This window comes from Mesorhizobium sp. SP-1A (assembly GCF_032460275.1).
Taxonomy (GTDB): Bacteria; Pseudomonadota; Alphaproteobacteria; order Rhizobiales; family Rhizobiaceae; genus Mesorhizobium.
This window is the reverse complement of sequence record NZ_JAVXZD010000001.1, coordinates 1364477-1382931: the sequence shown is the minus strand read 5'-3', so window position 1 is coordinate 1382931 and position 18455 is coordinate 1364477. Positions and strand designations below refer to the sequence as shown.

Below are 18455 nucleotides of genomic sequence, written 5' to 3'. Positions count from 1 at the left end.
AGCGACGGCGCACGTGCAAGTCAAAGAACACGGGCTCCAGGACCGATCCCGGAGCTGTGGAGCTTCCTTCCCACACATTGGAATGGTAGAGGCGGACGAGCCTCCGGAGGAATTGCCGTGACCGCCGCCACCAAGCCCCTGCCCCTGCCCCTGATCGAGATCTGCGTGGAAGGCATAGACGGCCTGCTGGCGGCGCAGCGCGCCGGAGCCGATCGCGTGGAACTGTGCGCCAGCCTGCTGGAAGGCGGCATCACGCCGAGTTTCGGAACCGTGCGGACCGCGCTTTCGCTCGCCAGCATACCGTTCCACGTCATCGTGCGGCCGCGCGGCGGCGACTTCCTCTACAGCGAGGCGGAGTTCGCTTCCATGCTGGCCGATGTGAAGGCGCTGCGCGAGCTCGGCGTGGCCGGCGTGGTCGTCGGCTGCCTGACCGAAGACGGGGCGATCGACGAGCAGCGCATGACCGCGCTGGTCGAGGCTGCCGGCCCGCTTGCCGTCACCTGCCACCGCGCCTTCGACATGACCCGCGACCCCGCCGAGGCGCTGGAAGCGCTGGTGCGTTGCGGCGTCGGCCGCGTGCTGACCAGCGGCCAGCGCGACACCGCGGTGGAAGGCGTGGAGCTGCTGGCCGCTTTGGTGACGCAGGCCGCCGGCCGCATCGTCATCCTCGGCTGCGGCGCGCTCGACCCGGCCAATATCGGCGAGGTGCGCCGCCGCACGGGCCTGACCGAAATGCATTTCGCCGCGCTGAAAGATGTCGCCAGCGCCATGGCCTATCGCAATCCGAAGGTCGGCATAGGCGGCACCGACCTCGATCGCGAATACCGCAACACGATCACGGACGAGGCGCTGGTTGCCGCAACCATCGCAGCGGCGCGGGCATGACGGGGAACGCCGGGGTGTCGCCGATCGAAACCGTGTCGGTTGCCGACCAGCCGGCCGTGCTGGCGCTCAACAACGAGCATGCCGAGGAACTGTCCTGGCTGGAGCCGGAACGGCTCTCCTTCCTGCTCGGGCAGGCCTTCCATGCACGGCGCATCGGCATGCTCGAGGCCTTCATCATGACCTTCGACCAGACGGCGGATTACGACAGCCCGAACTTCCTCTGGTTCCGGACGCGTTATCCGCGCTTCGTCTATGTCGACCGCGTGGTCGTTGCGGCGCAGGCGCGCGGACGCGGCCATGCGCGCCGCCTTTATCAGGACCTGTTCGCCCATGCGGCCGAAATTGGCCACACGCTCGTCACCTGCGAGGTGAACTCCCAGCCGCCCAATCCCGTCTCCGATGCCTTCCACGCCTCGCTGGGCTTCCGGGAGATCGGGGACGCCGTCATCCATGGCGGGGAAAAGAGCGTGCGCTATTTCGCCCGCGACATAACGGCATAGCAGCCGGCGCCGCGTCGACGACGGCGACCCCCATTTGTCCTACTGGAACAGCTTCAGCGCATTGGTCAGGGTCTGGAGCACGCCCCACAATAGCGGGATGCCGACAAAGCCCCAGGCCAGCACCAGTTGCAGTGTCGTCGTTCCGTTCCGGTCGGTGTCGTTCATGTCGAGCCTTCCCGTTCATGCCTTGGCGGGAGCCGGAGAGAGCCTGCGGTCTTCCGCCTTCATGTGATAGCGCGCGTCGACCGCTTTCACGAACAAATTGCAGATGAAGCCGACGACCAGCAGCCCGGCCATAATGTACATGGTGGTGTTGTAGGCCTGGGCGTTCGGCACGCCGTGGTCGACATTGTACTGGCGGATGTAGTTCACCAGCACCGGGCCGAAGATGCCCGCCGCCGACCATGCCGTCAGAAGCAGGCCATGGATGGCGCCGACATAGCGCGTGCCGAACATATCGCGCAGATAGGCCGGCACGGTCGAGAAACCGCCGCCATACATCGAGATGATGATGAGGAAGCACAGCGCGAAGCCCGCGACGGAACCGATCGAACCGGTGTAGGGCACCAGGCAGTAGAGGATGACGCCCAGCACCATGAACACGAAATAGGTGTTGCGGCGTCCGATATAATCCGAAGTCGTCGCCCAGGCGAAGCGGCCGCCCATGTTGAACAGGCTCATCAGCCCGACGAGACCCGCGGCAGCAACAGGGGTGATGTGGCCGGGGAACATCTCCTGGCTCATGGCAGACGCCTGCCCCAGCACGCCGATGCCGGCGGTGACGTTGAGGCACAGCACCCACCAGATCAGCCAGAACTGCGGCGTCTTCAGCGCGTCGTAGACATAGACGTCGTTCTTGCTGATGAGCTTGTTTTCCTTGGGGGCGACATAGCCTTCCGGCTTCCAGTCGGCGGGCGGCACGCGCACGATGATCGAGCCGACGACCATGAAGATGAAATAGACGATTGCGAGAACGACGAAGGTTTCCATCACGCCGATATGGGTGGGCGTGCTGAACTTGCCCATCAGCCACACCGACAGCGGCGAGGCGATCAGCGCGCCGCCGCCGAAGCCCATGATGGCCATGCCGGTCGCCATTCCGGGCCGGTCCGGAAACCATTTGATCAGCGTCGAGACCGGCGAAATATAGCCGATGCCAAGCGCGATGCCGCCGAGCACGCCATAGCCGAGATAGATGACCCACAGATTGTGGATGGCCACGCCGAAAGCGGAGATGAGGAAGCCGCCTGCCCAGCACAAGGCGGCCGTGAACATGGCGCGGCGCGGGCCGCCTTCTTCCACCCAGCGGCCGAATATGGCCGACGACACGCCCAGGAAGAAGATGGCCAGCGAGAAGATCCAGCCCAGTTCCGTCAGCTTCCAGTCGCCCGGCGCGGATTCGGAAATGCCGATGAGCTTGGTCATGGGCAGGTTGAACACGCTGAACGCGTAAGCCTGCCCGATGCACAGATGCACGCACAAGGCCGCCGGCGGCACCATCCAGCGGCTGTAGCCAGGCTTGGCCACCGTGCGGGCGCGGCTGAACCAGCCGCTACCTCCCGTGTTTTCCATCATTGCCTCCCGGTTCACCCGTTTTCGGGTGAGCGGAAGCCTAATATCGTGTCACGATATGACAACTCACAATTGATCGAATAAGACCATAGTTTAATGCCGTTTTCCGGCCGCGGGCAGATGCCGGCCGGGCATGTTGCGTGGCGGTCATGTCATGTGGCGCAGAAACAAAACGGCCGGCCCGAAGGCCGGCCGCAGCCTCTTACAGTGCCGTCGCGTCAGGCGCTTGCGGCGGCGACGGCCCGCTTCGCCATCACGACGACGAGATGGGCACGATATTCCGCCGAGGCGTGGATGTCGCTCATCAGGTCGCCCGCCGGAACGGTGACGCCATCGAGCGCGGCAGCGCTGAAACCGCTTGCCAGCGCTTGCTCGATTTCGCTGGAACGGAACACGCCGTCCGCGCCGGCGCCGGTAACGGCCACACGCACGGCTCCATCCTTGCCCCTGGCCGCGAACACGCCCGCGATGGCGTAGCGCGACGCCGGGTTGCGGAACTTCTCGTAGCCTGCCTTGTCCGGCACGGGGAACGATACGGCGGTGATGATCTCGCCCTCCTCTAGCGCCGTCTCGAACAGGCCGGTGAAGAAATCCTCGGCCGCGATCTTGCGCCTGTTCGTCACCACCGTGGCGCCAAGGGCCAAGAGCGCGGCCGGATAATCGGCAGCCGGATCGTTGTTGGCGACCGAACCGCCGATCGTGCCCTTGTGGCGCACGGCCGGATCGCCGATCAGCGAAGCCAGATGCGCCAGCGCCGGACAAGCCTTCTTCAGCGCCGCGTTCTCGGCCACCTCGTAATGCGTGGTCGCGGCGCCGATGGTGATCGTGTCGCCGGAAACCGTAATGCCTTTCAAGGCGTCAATGCGCGAAATATCCACGAGGTCGGAAGGCGCCGCCAGCCGCGTCTTCATCGCCGGGATGAGGGTCATGCCGCCCGAAAGCAGCTTGGCCTCGCCCTTGCCGAGAAGCTTTTCGGCATCGGCGACCGAGGCGGCGCGGTGATAATTGACCGAATACATGGCGTCCTCCTCAATGCCCGGTAGCGCGGATCGCGGCCCAGACGCGCGACGGCGTCGCAGGCATGTTCAGTTCGTTGCTGCCGATGGCGTCGGTGATCGCGTTCATCACCGCCGGCGGTGACCCGATGGCGCCGGCCTCGCCGCAGCCCTTCATGCCCAGCGGATTGCCCGGGCAAGGCGTGTTCGAGGTGGATACCTTGAACAACGGCAGGTCGCCGGCGCGCGGCATTGTGTAGTCCATGTAGCTCGCCGTCAGAAGCTGGCCGCCGGGATCGTAGATCGCGCCTTCCAGCATCGCCTGGCCGATGCCTTGCGCAATGCCGCCATGCACCTGACCTTCCACGATCATCGGGTTGATGATGTTGCCGAAATCGTCGGCGGCCACGAACTGCACGATCTCGGTCGCGCCGGTCTGCGGATCGATCTCGACCTCGCAGATGTAGCACCCGGCCGGGAAGGTGAAGTTGGAGGGATCGTAGAACGACGTTTCCTTGAGGCCCGGTTCCATGCCGGCCGGCAGATTGTGGGCCGTGTAGGCGGCGAGCGCCACCTGGAACCACGGCACCGACTTGTCGGTGCCGGCCACCTTCAGCGCGCCGTCCTCGATGACGACGTCGCTTTCGTCGGCTTCCATCAGGTGGGCCGCGATCTTCCTGGCCTTGGCCTCGACCTTGTCGAGCGCCTTGGAAATCGCGCTCATGCCCACCGCGCCGGAGCGCGAGCCGTAGGTGCCCATGCCCATCTGCACCTTGTCGGTGTCGCCGTGAACGATCGATACCGAATCGATCGGCACGCCGAGGCGCCCCGCAACCAGTTGCGCGAAGGTCGTCTCATGCCCCTGGCCGTGGCTGTGCGAGCCGGTCAGCACCTCGATGGTGCCGACCGCGTTCACGCGCACCTCGGCCGACTCCCAAAGGCCGACGCCGGCGCCGAGCGAGCCGACGGCCGCTGAAGGCGCGAGGCCGCAGGCTTCGATATAGCAGCTCATCCCGACGCCCCGCAGCAGGCCCTTCTTCGCCGCTTCGGCCTTGCGTTTCGCGAAACCGGCATAGTCCGCCGCCTTCATCGCCGCATCCAGCGAGGCGGCATAGTCGCCCGCGTCGTAGTTCATGATCACCGGCGTCTGGTGCGGGAACTCGGTGACGAAATTGGTGCGGCGCAGCTCGGCCGGGCTGATGCCCAGTTCGCGCGCCGCCGTCTCCATGGTGCGCTCCAGCACATAGGTCGCCTCCGGCCGCCCTGCCCCTCGATAGGCGTCCACCGGCGCCGTGTTGGTGTAGACCGCGCGCACATTGGCGTGGATGGCGGGGATGTTGTACTGGCCCGACAGCAGCGTGGCGTAGAGATAGGTCGGCACGCAGGACGAGAACAGCGACATGTAGGCGCCGAGATTGGCGATGGTATCGACCTTCAACGCGGTGATGCGGTTGTTCTTGTCGAAAGCCATCTCGACCATGGAAACGTGATCGCGGCCATGGGCATCGGTCAGGAAGCTTTCCGTACGGTCGGCCACCCATTTCACTGGCACGCCGGTCTTCTTCGACGCCCACAGGCAGACGATCTCTTCCGGATAGATGTAGATCTTGGAGCCGAAACCGCCGCCGACGTCCGGCGCGATGACGCGCAGCTTGTTTTCCGGCGCGACATTGTAGAAGGCGCTCATGACGAGCCGGGCGACGTGCGGATTCTGCGAGGTCGTCCAGCAGGTATAGTGGTCCTCCGCCCTGTCATAGACGCCAAGGGCCGCGCGCGGCTCCATGGCGTTCGGCACCAGGCGGTTGTTGACGATGCGGAGGCGGGTGACATGCGCCGCAGCCTTGATGGCGGCGTCGGTCGCGCCGGTTTCGCCGATCTCCCAGTCGAAAATCAGGTTGTTCTCGGCTTCGGGATGGATCTGCGGCGCGCCGTTCTTCAGCGCTTCCTCGGCATTGATGACGGCCGGAAGCTCGCTGTAGGTGATCTCGACCGCCTCGGCGGCGTCGCGCGCCTGGCCCTTGGTATCGGCCACCACGACCGCCACCGCATCGCCGACATAGCGCACGCGGTCCACGGCCAGCGGCGACCACGCCCCCATCTTCATCGGCGTGCCGTCCTTGGAATGGATCATCCAGCCGCAGATGAGATTGCCGATGCCGTCGGCCTTGAGTTCCTTGCCGGTCAGCACGCCGATGACGCCAGGCATCTTGCGGGCCTTCTCGACGTCGAGCTTCACGATCTCGGCATGGGCGTGCGGGCTGCGCACGAAGGCGGCGTGCTTCATGCCCGGCACCACCATGTCATCGACATAGCGGCCGGCGCCGGTGATGAACCTCTTGTCTTCCTTGCGCGCGACTCGGGCGCCAATGCCTTCGATACCCATGGATGTTTCCTCCCTTGGGAGTGGCAGTCGGCAATCGGCAATCCGCAGTCGTTGGACTACGCGGAATGCTCGTGCCGAAGCGCCTCCCTCATCCCGATTGCCGATTGCCGATTGCCGGCTGCCGCACGATTACGCTGCCTTCCTGCCCTTGCCCGTCTTCCCCATCGCCTCGGCAGCCGCCAGGATCGCCTTGACGATGTTGTGATAGCCGGTGCAGCGGCAGATGTTGCCGTCCAGCTCCGCGCGCACCGTCTCCTCGTCCAGCCCATCCGGGTACCGGCGGATCATGTCGGTCGCCGTCATGATCATGCCGGGCGTGCAGAAGCCGCATTGCAGGCCATGATGCTCCTTAAAGGCCGCCTGCATGGGGTGCAGATCGGCGCCGTCGGCCAGGCCTTCGATGGTGACGACGGTCGAGCCCGACGCCTGTGCGGCCAGCATGGAGCAGGACTTGACCGCCTTGCCGTCGACATGGACGACGCAGGCTCCGCATTGGGAGGTGTCGCAGCCGACATGGGTGCCGGTCAGCCCCAGATTCTCCCTGAGGAAATGGACCAGGAGCGTGCGGTCCTCGACCGTCCCGCTGACCTGCCTTCCGTTCACCGTCAACGTCACATCGGACATGAAGCCTCCCTGGGTGCTGAACCTCGGTATCGGCGCCGGGCCCGTCCCCTCGCCCGCTCGCCGTCATTGTTATCCCGCACAACGGCCGGCATGGCCAGCCCTGCGCACCGTGCTCACGAGAATGCTATCGGCCCCAAATGCCGTATATTGTACTTTCGGTCATGAGCGCGCCGGCATGCCCATTGCAAAGGAAACATGCAGCGGCAACAATATGGGCGGCAAGGTGAAAGTCGCGCCGAAGAATTCGAGGAGGACGAGCTGGCCTGCTCGCGCACGAGCTATGCATGCGGCCTTGCGGTGCTCACGACCGATGAGCCCGACGTCGACGGGTTTGCCCGCGCGCTGGCGCGGGAAGCGGAAGCGGTCGAGGCCGGATTCGCCTTGCTGTTCTTCTCCCAGAGCCTGGTGGATGCGGAATCCCTCGCCGCGGCGCTGAAGATCCATGCTCCGCAGCTTGCCCATGCCGGCTGCTCAACGGCCGGCGAGATCACGCCCGAGGGGCTCGAGGACGGCCATGTCGTGGCGATGCTGTTCCCGTCGGCATCGTTTACGGTCGCCGCCACCATGATCCGGCAGCTTTCGACGTCGGGAATGGACGGCATCACCGGCGAGGTCGAGGCGCTGAGGCGACGGCTGAAAGCCGACCTCGACGACGGCTCCGCCACCAGCCAGTTCGCCCTATGCCTGATCGACGGTCTTTCCTATGCCGAGGAAGCGGTGACCTCCGCCATCCATTGGGGGCTGGACGACATCCCGCTGATCGGCGGCTCGGCCGGCGACGACCTGAAATTCGAGACCACCCGCCTGATCTCGAACGGCGAGGTCGCGTCCGACAGCGCCGTCATCGTCCTGGTGGCCACTTCGGTGCCTTTCCATGTCTTCAAGACCGACAATTTCGTGCCGACCGGCGAGAAGCTGGTGGTGACGGCCTCCGATCCGGACCACAGGATCGTGCGGGAATTCAACGCAGAGGTGGCTGCCCGCGAATATGCGGCCTCCGTCGGCATCGTGCCGCAAACGCTGACGCCGATGAGCTTCGCCTCGCATCCGGTGGTGGTGAAGGTGGGCGGCGAATATTATTGCCGTTCCATCCAGAAGATGAATCCGGATGGTTCGCTGTCCTTCTTCTGCGCCATCGACGACGGCGTCGTGCTGTCCATCGCCCAGCCGAAAGGCATGGTGGAATCGACCCGGGCCGCCCTTGGCGCCGTGGACGAACGGCTGGGCGGCATCGACATGATCCTCGGCTTCGACTGCGTGCTGCGGCGGCTCGACGCGCGCAACCGCCAGGTTTTCCGCGACATATCCGAGCTCTACCGCACCAACCGCGTGATCGGTTTCGGCACCTATGGCGAACAATACCGTTCCATGCACCTCAACCAGACCTTCACCGGCATAGCCTTCGGCTATCGGCAGGCGGCGGAATAGAGGGCCGCCATGTCGCTGGGTAACGTAGACGATGTCGAAAGGTTGAAGAAGATCAACGCCGCGCTGGTCGGGCGCGTCGAACGCTCCATGGACCAGCAAGGCAATGCGTTCTCGCTGTTCCAGACCGCGATCCTGCTGGAAAACCGGGTGCGCACGCGCACGGAAGAGCTGCATCAGACCCTGCGGCGGCTCGAACAATCGAACATCGAACTCAGCGCCGCCAAGGAAAGCGCCGAACAGGCGAGCCTGCTGAAAACACGCTTCCTGGCCGCCGCCAGCCATGACGTTCTCCAGCCGCTCAACGCGGCGCACCTGTCGGTTTCCGCGCTGGCCGAGGTGCAGACCAGCGAGGAAGGCCGCAAGCTGGTGCGGCAGGTGGAACGTTCGCTGGAGACGATGAGCGATCTGCTGCGCACCCTCCTGGACATCTCGAAGCTGGACGCAGGCGTGGTCCAGCCCGAAATCTCGGACGTCAACCTCGAGGTCCTGTTCTCTTCCCTGCGCTCCGACTTCCAGCCCATGGCTGCCGTGAAAGGCCTGAAGCTGAAATTCCTGCCGACGAGCGCGGTGGTCCGCTCCGACCGCACATTGCTGCGCCGCATTCTTCAGAACGTGCTGTCCAACGCGCTGCGCTACACGCGAACCGGCGGCGTGCTGGTCGGCATCAGGCGGCGGCAAAGCGCTGTCCGCATCGACGTCGCCGACACGGGCTGCGGCATTCCCGAGGAGGAGCGAGAGGCGGTGTTCGAGGAATTCCACCGCGCCGCGGCGGGCAGCGACGCCGGGCAAGGCGCCGGCCTAGGGCTGGGACTGGCGATCGTGCGGCGCATGGCCGGCGCGCTGGGGCATCCGGTGACGTTCTCCTCCCGCGTCGGACGGGGGACCATCTTCCATATCGACGTGCCGCTGGTTGCAGGCGCTACGGCCGAACCTTCGGCGCCGATGGAGATGGAGCATCCGCCCGGCTACGGCCTGTTCGGCTCCAAGGTGCTGCTGGTGGAGAACGACGCCGACGTTCGCCGCGCCATGGCCTCGCTGCTTGAGCGCTGGCAATGCCAGGTGCGGCCCGCCGCCTCCACCGACGACGCGCTGGACGCGCTGGGCGACACCGGCTGGATCCCGGACATCGTCATCGCCGACCAGCATCTCGACCAGGGTGATCTTGGCACCAGCACCGTCGCGGAGGTGCGCGAATATCTAGGGCGTCCGGTGCCGGCGCTGATCGTTACCGCCGATCCCTCTCCCGAGATCGCGGCGGCGGCGCGCGCGGCCGGCATCGAATTGATGCGGAAGCCGCTGAAACCGGCGCAGCTTCGCGCCTTGCTCGCGCATCTGCTGGCATAGCGACATTTCGCCCGCCGAGACCCGGCGCTCCGCTTTCTTGAAGCTTTTGAAAATCTCCCCACATGCGTCTGGCAGTTGCAACAGGGAAACCAGACGATGAAATGCCCAATCGACGACACCGACCTCGCAATGGCCGATCGCCAGGGCATCGAGGTGGACTATTGCCCCAAATGCCGCGGCATATGGCTGGACCGCGGCGAACTCGACAAGATCATCGAACGCAGCGCGGCCGAGCAGGCGCCGCGGCCTGACCAGAGGTCAGGCTACCGCGACGACCGCCATCGCGACGACCGTCGTCATGATTCCCGGCCATACAAGAAAAAATCACTGCTCGGCGAACTGTTCGACTTCTGAAGCGGCACATTCCCGCAAGCGAGCGGCGCAGCCGCGCCGCTCAGAACCCGGCCTGGTCGCGGAACAGTTCGGCGTTGTCGAGCCTGGAGACTTCTATGACCGCCTGCGTGCGGCTGTAGACGTTGAGCTTGCGCAATATCTCGGAGACGTGCGCCTTCACCGTCGTTTCGCCGACCTGGAGCTCGTAGGCGATCTGCTTGTTGAGCATGCCCTGCCGCAACATCTGCAACACCCGCAACTGCTGCGGCGTCAGGGTGGAAAGCCGCTGCATCAGATTGGCGCGGTCCGCGCTGTCGGCATCGGGATGGTTGCCCTTGTAGGTTTCCGGCACGTAGACCGTGCCTTCCATCACCGAGCGGATGGCGGCGGCCAGGTCGTCCTTGCGGGCGGACTTCGGAACGAAGCCGGCGGCGCCATAGGACAGCGCCTCCGAAATGATCTTCGCGTCCTCATGCCCCGAGACGATCAGCACAGGCAGGCGCGGGTGGCGGGTGCGCAGTTGCAGCAATCCGTCGAAGCCGTGCACGTCGGGCATGGACAGGTCGAGCAGCGCCAGATCGAACGTCTTCGCCTCGGCAAGCAGGTCCAGCGCTTCGGAGATCGAGCGCGCCTCGACGGTATCGACTTCCGGGTAGGTGATCTGCACGGCGCTGTGCAGCGCCTCGCGGAACAGCGGGTGATCGTCGATGATCAGGAACCGGGCACTTTCAGTGGCTGCCGACATTGCTCAGGCTTTCATGCTTTCCTTGTCCCGGCGCCCGTCCGTCACCGGCAAGGATAGCGCCATTACCACCTATCGTTATTGTCAAATAGTATAGCCGGAATTGCCGGCAAACCGCAGCCGGTGCAATCGCCGACGCCATGCTTGCCCGGAAAGTCAAATGGGCCGAATGTGGCGGCACCGTCGTCGACACCGAGCGAGCGCATGAACGCCTTTGCCCTCCCCCCGCCCGTTCCGCCTTCGGCCGCGATCGCCGATAGCGAGGCGCGTTTTCCGGTGCGCCGCATTTTCTGCGTCGGGCGCAACTATGCCGCCCATGCACGGGAACTCGGCAATGACGAGCGCGATCCGCCCTTCTTCTTCACCAAGCCGGCCGACGCCGTGGTCGATTCGGGGACGACGGTTCCCTATCCGCCGCTGACCAGGAACCTCCATCACGAGATCGAGCTGGTGGCGGCGATCGGCAAGGGTGGGGTCCGTATCCCGCGCGGCGAAGCGCTCGGGCATGTGTGGGGGTATGGGGTCGGCGTCGACCTGACCCGCCGCGACCTGCAGGACGACGCCAAGAAAGCGGCGCGGCCCTGGGATTGGGCCAAGGCGTTCGACCGCTCCGCGCCCTGCGGCCCGCTGCTGCCGGTGCAGCGGTCCGGCCACCCGCAAAGGGGCCGCATCTGGCTGGCGGTCAACGGCACGGTGAGGCAGGACGGCGATCTTTGCGAGATGATCTGGCCGGTCGCCGACATCGTGTCGATCTGCAGCGAGGCGGTGGAACTCAGGCCAGGTGACCTGATCTTCACCGGCACGCCCGCCGGCGTCGGCCCGCTCGCCCCCGGCGATCGCGTCACGGGCGGGGTGGACGGCATCGGTGCGATCGAATTCACCGTGGGAGATGCGGCGTGAGCGAGATCATCCTGCACAACTATTGGCGCTCCTCGACCTCTTACAGGGTCCGGATCGCGCTGGAAATGAAGGGGCTTTCCTATCGCTACGTGCCGCACCACCTGCGCCATGGCGAACACCACGATCCCGAATATCTGGCCGTCAACCCGCAGGGGCTGGTGCCGGCGCTGGTCTGGAGCGACGGCACGCTTCTGGTGCAGTCGCTCGCGATCATCGAATTCCTCGACGAAACCGTGCCCGAACCGCCACTGCTGCCCAAGGACGCGGCGGGGCGCGCCCGGGTGCGCATGCTGGCCCAGATGATCGCCTGCGACATCCATCCGGTGAACAATCTGCGCGTGCTGACAAGCCTGCGCGCCCTGTTCGGCGCCGGCGACGACGACGTCGCCAACTGGTTCCGGCACTGGGCCAACGAAGGCTTCCAACCGCTTGAAAACATGCTCGCATCGTCGTCGCAGACGGGAACTTTTTGCCATGGCGACACACCCGGCCTCGCCGACATCTGCCTGGTTGCGCAGGTGGTCAACAATATGCGCTTCCATGTCGATATGACGCCCTATCCGGTCATTTCGCGCATCCATGCCGCCTGCATGACGCTCCCCGCGTTCCAGAAGGCCGCACCGCAGAACCAGATCGACGCCGAGCAATTGTAGAGGAACTTCCAGTGAAAGCCGTCGTCTTCGAAAAGTTCGGCGAAGCGCCGCAGATCCGAACCGTGCCGGATCCGGCGCCGTCGCCCCAGGGCGTGGTCATCAAGGTCGAGGCGACGGGGCTGTGCCGCAGCGACTGGCACGGCTGGATGGGGCACGATCCCGATATACGCCTGCCGCATGTGCCGGGCCATGAGCTTGCCGGCATCGTGGTGGCAGCCGGCAGGCAGGTAAGCCGCTGGAGGGCCGGCCAGCGCGTCACCGTGCCATTCGTCGCCGCCTGTGGCCGCTGCTTCGAATGCGCCAGCGGCAACCAGCAAGTGTGCGAGCACCAGTTCCAGCCGGGCTTCACCGCCTGGGGCTCCTTCGCGGAATATGTGGCCATCGACTTTGCCGACACCAATCTGGTCGCCTTGCCGGAATCGATGGACTTCGCGACGGCGGCCAGCCTGGGCTGCCGCTTCGTCACCTCTTTCCGCGCCGTGGTGGACCAGGGCAGCGTGACGCCCGGCGAATGGGTGGCGGTGCACGGTTGCGGCGGGGTCGGCCTGTCGGCGATCATGATCGCCAGCGCCATGGGCGCGAATGTCGTGGCGGTGGACCTTACGGACGACAAGCTGGATTTCGCCCGAAAAATCGGCGCTGCCGCGACCGTGAATGCCGGCAAGGTCGAGAATGTCGTCAAGGCGATCAAGCAGATCACCAATGGCGGCGCACATATGTCGATGGATGCGCTCGGCCATCCAACCACCTGTTACAATTCGATTTCCTGCCTGCGGCGGCGGGGCCGCCACGTGCAGGTCGGGCTGATGCTGGGCGATCACGCGAAAGCGGCCGTACCGATGTCGAAGGTCATCGCCTACGAACTGGAAATCCGCGGCAGCCACGGCATGCAGGCGCACCGCTACGGCGCGATGATGGACATGATCGCTGCCGGCAGGCTCAAGCCCGAACTGCTGATCGGCCCGGAGATGGGGCTTGAGGACGCGCCGGCCGCCCTGATGGCGATGGGCGGCTTCGAAGGCATCGGCATCGGCGTGGTGACGCGCTTCTGATCCCGACCTCCGGTGATCCGGGCCGGCAGCCTTCCGATCCATGGTTAAACAAAAAGCCCGGCACGAAGGCCGGGCTTTTCGCTGGCAAGGCTGGAAACCTATTCCTTGGTGTGCAGGTCGGTGCCCAGCGTATCCTTCACGAAGATCATGCCGATGATCAGCGACATGGCCGCGATCACAACCGGATACCAAAGGCCGAAATAGATGTCGCCCTTGTAGGCGCTCAGCGCGAACACGGTTGCCGGCAGCAGGCCGCCGAACCAGCCATTGCCGATGTGATAGGGCAACGACATGCCGGTGTAGCGGATGCGGGTCGGGAACATCTCGACCAGTATGGCCGCGATCGGCCCGTAGACCATGGTCACGTAGAGCACCAGCACGAACAGGATCGCGATGGTGAGCGGCCAGTTGATCTGCGCCGGATCGGCATACATGGAGAAGGGACCCGCGTCCGGGATCGTATAGACGGTGACCTCCGGCGCGCCGGCGGCCTCGTCGGTCGTCAGCAGCTTGTCCTTCACCGCCTGCTCGGTCGGAACCGTTGCCTTGTCGCCGCCGCGGATGGCCTGGGCGTCGAGCTTCAGTTCCGGGTTGGCCGCAATGAAGGCATCCAGCTTCTGGTCCGGCACCTTGGCCGCGGCGCGCTTCAGCGGATAGCCGCCATCATGCAGCGCGATGTTGATGCCCTTGGCGAAGGCGGCTTCCTTGGCCTTGGCCTGGTCGCCGGCAGCGACGGCGTCGTAGGATTCCACCGTTTCGTTGCCGATCTTGACGGACGCCGCGGTTCCGGGCGCAGCGGTCGCCACCACATCATACGGCACCGAGTTCTTGGTCAGGAACGAGGTGGCGACGTCGCAGGAGGTGGTGAACTTGGCGGTGCCGACGGGGTTGAACTGGAACTTGCAGTCTCCCGGAGCGGCGGTGACGGTGGCGCGCACATTCTGCTGCGCGGAGGCCAGCGTGGGATTGGCCGCCCAGGTCAGCGCCTTGAACAGCGGGAAGGTAGTGAGGATGGCCAGCACGAAGCCCGCCATGATGATCGGCTTGCGGCCGATCCTGTCCGACAGCCAGCCGAACACGACGAAGAAGATCGAGCCGACGGCGAGCGCCACCGCGATCATGATGTTGACCGACCAGGCATCGACCTTCAGCACGTTCTGCAGGAAGAACAGGGCGTAGAACTGGCCATTGTACCAGACCACGGCCTGGCCGGCGGTGAGGCCAAGCAAGGCGATCAAGGCGATCTTGGCGTTCTTCCACTGGCCGAACGCTTCCGAGAGCGGCGCCTTCGAGGTCTTGCCCTCTTCCTTCATGCGCTTGAAGGTCGGCGATTCGCTGAGCTGCAGTCGAATCCAGACCGAAATGGCCAGCAGCACGAAGGAGACGATGAAGGGTATGCGCCAGCCCCAGGCCGCATAGGTGTCCTTGCTCAGCGAGCCTTGCACGACGAGGATGACGATCAGCGACAGGAACAGGCCGAGCGTCGCCGTGGTCTGGATCCACGACGTGTAAAAGCCTCGGCGGTCGTCAGGGGCATGTTCGGCCACATAGGTCGCCGCACCGCCATATTCGCCGCCCAGCGCAAGACCTTGCAGCATGCGCAGCGCGATCAGGATGACGGGCGCGGCGATGCCCCAGCTTGCGTAGCCGGGCAGAATGCCGACCAGGAAAGTCGAGAGACCCATGATCGTCATGGTGACGAGGAAGGTGTATTTGCGGCCGACAAGGTCGCCGACCCGGCCGAACACGAGCGCGCCGAACGGGCGCACCAGGAAGCCGGCGGCGAAAGCCAGCAGCGCGAAGATGTTGCGCGTCGCTTCCGGTATCGCCGGGCTGAAAAAGGTCGAGCCGATGAAGGCGGCAAGCGAGCCGTACAGATAGAAATCGTACCATTCGAAGACGGTACCCAGCGAGGAAGCGAAGATGACCTTCTTCTCCTCCCGGGTCATGCCGCGGCTGGTGCGGCTGGCAGTCGATGCCATTGCCATGGGTTGGTCCTCCCGTAACGCCCGTTTCAAAGACTGCGCCGGGCATCCGCGTCCTCCCGCGGACTCACGCCAGACAGCCATCAGGGTGAAATGTGACAGAAAGAACCCGCCGAAGGCAGCGAGCCTTTGGTTTTATGACTTTGGTCTAACGAATGCGGACGGCGGTTTCAGTCCAAGCCGCGAAGATGCCGACGATCCGCGACTTGAAGAAATTCGAGCGTCACTGGAGTCTTGCCGCTACGCCTTCAGCGCCTCGAGCATCCGTGCCGCGGCCATGAAGTCGCGCTCGCGCAGGCTGCGGCGCGCCAAGGCTTCCGAGTCCTGCCCCCATTGCTCGGCCTGCCAATCCTCGTCGACATGGGCGGCTTTCCAGGCTTCTTCGGCATCGAGCCCGCCATGTTCGACAGCCAGCGCCAGCAGCGCCGACCCGCTCAGCGAAGTCATCAGATGCATCGCCGCCAGCCGAAGCGGCTCGCTGCGCTGGGCGAGATGCGCGCCCAGCACGGCGATCGATTCGCGCGGTTGATCGACATGGACCACGCCCTCGGCAAGGTTGAAGCGCGCGCCGAGCGTGCTCCTTACCCAATCGAGCACCGGGTCCCATTGGGCGTTCTGACGGTCGACAAGCCCTTGAGGCGCATCGGCGCGGTAGCAGAGCAGATCGGAAGAGGCAAAGCGGAGCACGTCCTCCAGGACGGCCTGCGGATCGGTCGCCACGCCGTCGAGCGCGGTGTTGGCGAGCCTGAGCACCGGCATGGCCATCGGATCGATCGTTTCGCCCTGCGCTGCGAATTCCTCGGCCACCAGATTTGCTGCGGCCTCGGTCGGCAAAGCGAGCAACGCCTTGCCGGGCGTGCGCACCGGCTTACCGTCGAGATGCACGGCGTAGCCCTCCGGGACGGGCGAGACCGAAGCCTTTTCGTAGAAGCGCTTCGGCTGCGGCGTCTTCATCTGGATCTGAGCGCGCCGCACCGGGTCGGGATCGGACAGCAGCCGTCCGGCTTCGAGGTCGCCTAGTATATCGCGCATGTCAGGCCTCCGCGTTCGCCTCGTCGAAACCGAGCAGGTTCCAGCTCTGGCGCATATGCGGCGGCATCGGCGCCGTTACGTCGATGCTGCCGCCGTCCGGATGAGGGATAACGATCCGGCGGGCATGGAGATGCAACCGATTCTGGATGCCGCCGGGAAATTCCCAGTTGGTGTCGGCCTCGAAATATTTCGGATCGCCGATGATCGGGCAACCGATATGGGCGGCATGCACGCGGAGCTGGTGCGTGCGTCCGGTATAAGGCTCCATTTCCAGCCAGGACAGCGACTGTGCCGCCTGCTCCACCACGCGATAAAAGGAAACCGCGTGGTCGGCGCCCTTCTCGCCATGCTTTGCGATCCGCACGCGGTCGCCGTCCGGCGTCGGCTCCTTCACCAGCCAGGTCGAGATCTTGTCCTCGCGCTTGGGCGGCACGCCCTTCACCAGCGCCCAATAAGTCTTCTTCGTTTCCCGCGCGCGGAACGCCTCCGAAAGCTTCATGGCGGCGAGCCGCGTGCGCGCCACCACCAGCACGCCCGACGTATCCCGGTCGAGCCGGTGGACGAGCCGCGGCTTCTCGCCCTTCGGACTGCGCCACGCTTCCAGCATGTCGTCCACGTTGCGGGTCACGCCCGAACCGCCCTGCACCGCAAGTCCGGCCGGCTTGTTGAAGACGAAGACCTTCTTGTCCTCGTGCAGAAGCATCTTGGCAAGGACGTCCGCATCGCCCTGGTTGCGGATCGAATGGCCGGTAAGCTGGCCGTCGCCCTTCCTGTCCACCTCCAGTGGCGGGATGCGGATCACATGGCCGGGCTCGACGCGCGTGTCGGCCTTGGCGCGGCCGCCGTTCACCCGGACCTGGCCCGAGCGCAGAAGCTTCTGCAAATGGCCGAAACCAAGCCCCGGATAGTGGGACTTGAACCAGCGGTCGAGGCGCATACCCGCCTCGCCCGCCTCCACAGTGATCTGTTCGACGCCTGCCATTTGCTTCCGCTGCCCGTTTTCGAAGGGCAGATAGCACTATGCGACGGCTCTGACGAGCCCGCGGCTTTGCTGCATCAGGCGGTTTCGGGCTTCTTCTTGCTGGAGCCGATCATCTTCCAGTTCTTGTAGAAGATCGAATTGATGCGCTCCACGCTCATGGAAACGAAGGCGAGCATTCCCGCGATCAGGCGCGGCATCGGCGACGGGCGCACGATATCGACGAACACGCAGTAGCGCCGGCCGTCATATTCGTTGACGGAGCGATGCAGCAGCGTGTCGTCGAAAATGAACAGCGGATTGTCGTGCCAGTAGTTCTTGACGTTGCCGCACTGCACGAAAATCTCGGCATTGACCGGGATGAGGTTGTAGAGGACGCGCAGGCTGAGCCGCAGCGGGCCGAAATGCCACGAGGTGGACTCGCGGCCGGAGAAGACCGAGACGGCTATAGTCTTGATGTATTTGAAATCCTTGTTGAATTCCGCGATGTTGTCGATCTTGTGCTTGCCGTACCACTGGTAGACGTACATGCCGCGCCGGCCGGAGCCGAAATTGGCGTCGATGTCGGCGATGATCTCGTTGCGGCGCTCCTTAAACACGCCGAGCACCTCGTTGATCTCGCGCTGGTAGTCGGCCGGGAACTGATCGATCTTCCAGACACCGTGGTTGCGATAGCAAAGCAGGTCGACGAGCAGGTTGAAGGGCGAGAGCAGCCAGGTGAAAATGCCGTTGCCGAGGAAATAGAGGCTGAACAGGCGCTGGTCCTTCCGGTCGTTGCGCATGACGTCGATCAGGCCGCAAACGAGGAATATGATGGTGATGATGGGGATGAAATAGAGCGCGATCGCCAATACCGGTATGGCAATGACGAGCTTGCGGACGAGTTTTCGTTGATCTTTGGTCATCGGTCCCGGCGCACAGCGCCACCCTGTTCGAGAATCGCCGGCATGGCTTTGATCTTGCAAGGCCGCCACGGTCAGGCGGCGCAACATATTCCTTTTTACGCAAACGTCCAAGGAAAGCGCGGCAAGGCAGAAAATCTCCCCTG

Annotated in this window: 18 protein-coding genes; 8 read left to right on the top strand and 10 right to left on the bottom strand. The window is 64.7% G+C overall.

Features of this window, described 5'->3' with window-relative positions:
- The first annotated feature begins 117 nt into the window (after nucleotides 1-117).
- Together QU595_RS06715 and QU595_RS06710 are read left to right on the top strand one after the other, a co-directional pair.
- Nucleotides 118-885: a copper homeostasis protein CutC gene (locus tag QU595_RS06715; RefSeq protein WP_315920031.1), complete on the top strand. Its 768-nt coding sequence runs from the start codon at nucleotides 118-120 to the stop codon at nucleotides 883-885.
- A complete protein-coding gene (locus tag QU595_RS06710) occupies nucleotides 882-1385 on the top strand; it encodes a GNAT family N-acetyltransferase (protein ID WP_315920029.1) in 504 nt (167 codons plus the stop codon). Before QU595_RS06715 ends, QU595_RS06710 begins: the two co-directional genes overlap by 4 nt.
- A gap of 39 nt (nucleotides 1386-1424) precedes the next feature.
- On the opposite strand, the gene QU595_RS06705 is transcribed toward QU595_RS06710, so the two are convergent.
- The 5 genes from QU595_RS06705 to QU595_RS06685 all read right to left on the bottom strand — a co-directional run bounded on the left by QU595_RS06705 (nucleotide 1425) and on the right by QU595_RS06685 (nucleotide 6959).
- Nucleotides 1425-1550 (bottom strand): hypothetical protein, encoded by a 126-nt coding sequence (locus QU595_RS06705; RefSeq protein ID WP_315920027.1) that lies wholly within the window; start codon nucleotides 1548-1550, stop codon nucleotides 1425-1427.
- Nucleotides 1551-1565: 15 nt separating this feature from the next.
- Complete coding sequence (locus tag QU595_RS06700) at nucleotides 1566-2957, bottom strand: OFA family MFS transporter (protein ID WP_315920025.1); 1392 nt, start codon at nucleotides 2955-2957, stop codon at nucleotides 1566-1568.
- 218 nt (nucleotides 2958-3175) lie between these two features.
- A complete protein-coding gene (locus QU595_RS06695; protein WP_315920023.1) occupies nucleotides 3176-3976 on the bottom strand; it encodes a xanthine dehydrogenase family protein subunit M in 801 nt (266 codons plus the stop codon).
- 10 nt (nucleotides 3977-3986) lie between these two features.
- Nucleotides 3987-6335 (bottom strand): xanthine dehydrogenase family protein molybdopterin-binding subunit, encoded by a 2349-nt coding sequence (locus QU595_RS06690; RefSeq protein WP_315920021.1) that lies wholly within the window; start codon nucleotides 6333-6335, stop codon nucleotides 3987-3989.
- Between the two features lie 129 nt (nucleotides 6336-6464).
- A complete protein-coding gene (locus tag QU595_RS06685; RefSeq protein ID WP_315920019.1) occupies nucleotides 6465-6959 on the bottom strand; it encodes a (2Fe-2S)-binding protein in 495 nt (164 codons plus the stop codon).
- Between the two features lie 195 nt (nucleotides 6960-7154).
- Between QU595_RS06685 and QU595_RS06680 the strand changes: the two genes are divergently transcribed.
- From QU595_RS06680 to QU595_RS06670, 3 genes are all read left to right on the top strand, one after another.
- Nucleotides 7155-8387, top strand: a complete 1233-nt coding sequence (locus QU595_RS06680) for an FIST signal transduction protein (RefSeq protein WP_315920018.1) — start codon at nucleotides 7155-7157, stop codon at nucleotides 8385-8387.
- Between the two features lie 9 nt (nucleotides 8388-8396).
- Nucleotides 8397-9731 carry a hybrid sensor histidine kinase/response regulator gene (locus QU595_RS06675; protein ID WP_315920016.1) on the top strand — a complete coding sequence of 445 codons (1335 nt, stop codon included), beginning with the start codon at nucleotides 8397-8399 and terminating at the stop codon, nucleotides 9729-9731.
- Nucleotides 9732-9827: 96 nt separating this feature from the next.
- Nucleotides 9828-10085: a zf-TFIIB domain-containing protein gene (locus QU595_RS06670; protein ID WP_315920014.1), complete on the top strand. Its 258-nt coding sequence runs from the start codon at nucleotides 9828-9830 to the stop codon at nucleotides 10083-10085.
- 40 nt (nucleotides 10086-10125) lie between these two features.
- Here QU595_RS06670 and QU595_RS06665 read toward each other — a convergent pair whose 3' ends face one another.
- Nucleotides 10126-10809, bottom strand: coding sequence for a response regulator transcription factor (locus tag QU595_RS06665; protein WP_315920012.1), 684 nt, complete (start codon nucleotides 10807-10809; stop codon nucleotides 10126-10128).
- 201 nt (nucleotides 10810-11010) lie between these two features.
- Between QU595_RS06665 and QU595_RS06660 the strand changes: the two genes are divergently transcribed.
- From QU595_RS06660 to QU595_RS06650, 3 genes are read left to right on the top strand one after another with little or no spacing between them, the layout of a single operon-like run.
- A complete protein-coding gene (locus QU595_RS06660; protein WP_315920010.1) occupies nucleotides 11011-11706 on the top strand; it encodes a fumarylacetoacetate hydrolase family protein in 696 nt (231 codons plus the stop codon).
- Entirely contained in the window at nucleotides 11703-12359 is a 657-nt protein-coding gene (maiA, locus tag QU595_RS06655) for a maleylacetoacetate isomerase (RefSeq protein WP_315920008.1), read from the top strand. Before QU595_RS06660 ends, maiA begins: the two co-directional genes overlap by 4 nt.
- A gap of 11 nt (nucleotides 12360-12370) precedes the next feature.
- A complete protein-coding gene (locus QU595_RS06650; RefSeq protein ID WP_315920007.1) occupies nucleotides 12371-13411 on the top strand; it encodes a zinc-dependent alcohol dehydrogenase family protein in 1041 nt (346 codons plus the stop codon).
- Nucleotides 13412-13509: 98 nt separating this feature from the next.
- Here the strand turns inward: QU595_RS06650 and QU595_RS06645 are convergent, their stop codons facing one another.
- The 4 genes from QU595_RS06645 to QU595_RS06630 form a co-directional block, all read right to left on the bottom strand.
- Nucleotides 13510-15399 carry an MFS transporter gene (locus tag QU595_RS06645; protein ID WP_315920005.1) on the bottom strand — a complete coding sequence of 630 codons (1890 nt, stop codon included), beginning with the start codon at nucleotides 15397-15399 and terminating at the stop codon, nucleotides 13510-13512.
- A gap of 237 nt (nucleotides 15400-15636) precedes the next feature.
- On the bottom strand, nucleotides 15637-16428 hold the full coding sequence (locus tag QU595_RS06640; RefSeq protein ID WP_315920003.1) for an ATP12 family chaperone protein: 792 nt from the start codon (nucleotides 16426-16428) through the stop codon (nucleotides 15637-15639).
- A 1-nt stretch (nucleotide 16429) separates the two neighbouring features.
- A complete protein-coding gene (locus QU595_RS06635) occupies nucleotides 16430-17410 on the bottom strand; it encodes an RluA family pseudouridine synthase (RefSeq protein WP_315920002.1) in 981 nt (326 codons plus the stop codon).
- 74 nt (nucleotides 17411-17484) lie between these two features.
- Nucleotides 17485-18312, bottom strand: a complete 828-nt coding sequence (locus tag QU595_RS06630; RefSeq protein ID WP_315920001.1) for an aspartyl/asparaginyl beta-hydroxylase domain-containing protein — start codon at nucleotides 18310-18312, stop codon at nucleotides 17485-17487.
- Between the last annotated feature and the right edge of the window lie 143 nt (nucleotides 18313-18455).

Coding starts and splice junctions, on each gene's coding strand:
- QU595_RS06710 (WP_315920029.1), top strand. CDS start 882: ATGACGGGGAACGCCGGGGTGTCGCCGATCGAAACCGTGTCGGTTGCC.
- QU595_RS06705 (WP_315920027.1), bottom strand. CDS start 1,550: ATGAACGACACCGACCGGAACGGAACGACGACACTGCAACTGGTGCTG.
- QU595_RS06700 (WP_315920025.1), bottom strand. CDS start 2,957: ATGGAAAACACGGGAGGTAGCGGCTGGTTCAGCCGCGCCCGCACGGTG.
- QU595_RS06695 (WP_315920023.1), bottom strand. CDS start 3,976: ATGTATTCGGTCAATTATCACCGCGCCGCCTCGGTCGCCGATGCCGAA.
- QU595_RS06690 (WP_315920021.1), bottom strand. CDS start 6,335: ATGGGTATCGAAGGCATTGGCGCCCGAGTCGCGCGCAAGGAAGACAAG.
- QU595_RS06685 (WP_315920019.1), bottom strand. CDS start 6,959: ATGTCCGATGTGACGTTGACGGTGAACGGAAGGCAGGTCAGCGGGACG.
- QU595_RS06680 (WP_315920018.1), top strand. CDS start 7,155: ATGCAGCGGCAACAATATGGGCGGCAAGGTGAAAGTCGCGCCGAAGAA.
- QU595_RS06675 (WP_315920016.1), top strand. CDS start 8,397: ATGTCGCTGGGTAACGTAGACGATGTCGAAAGGTTGAAGAAGATCAAC.
- QU595_RS06670 (WP_315920014.1), top strand. CDS start 9,828: ATGAAATGCCCAATCGACGACACCGACCTCGCAATGGCCGATCGCCAG.
- QU595_RS06665 (WP_315920012.1), bottom strand. CDS start 10,809: ATGTCGGCAGCCACTGAAAGTGCCCGGTTCCTGATCATCGACGATCAC.
- QU595_RS06660 (WP_315920010.1), top strand. CDS start 11,011: ATGAACGCCTTTGCCCTCCCCCCGCCCGTTCCGCCTTCGGCCGCGATC.
- QU595_RS06645 (WP_315920005.1), bottom strand. CDS start 15,399: ATGGCAATGGCATCGACTGCCAGCCGCACCAGCCGCGGCATGACCCGG.
- QU595_RS06640 (WP_315920003.1), bottom strand. CDS start 16,428: ATGCGCGATATACTAGGCGACCTCGAAGCCGGACGGCTGCTGTCCGAT.
- QU595_RS06635 (WP_315920002.1), bottom strand. CDS start 17,410: ATGGCAGGCGTCGAACAGATCACTGTGGAGGCGGGCGAGGCGGGTATG.
- QU595_RS06630 (WP_315920001.1), bottom strand. CDS start 18,312: ATGACCAAAGATCAACGAAAACTCGTCCGCAAGCTCGTCATTGCCATA.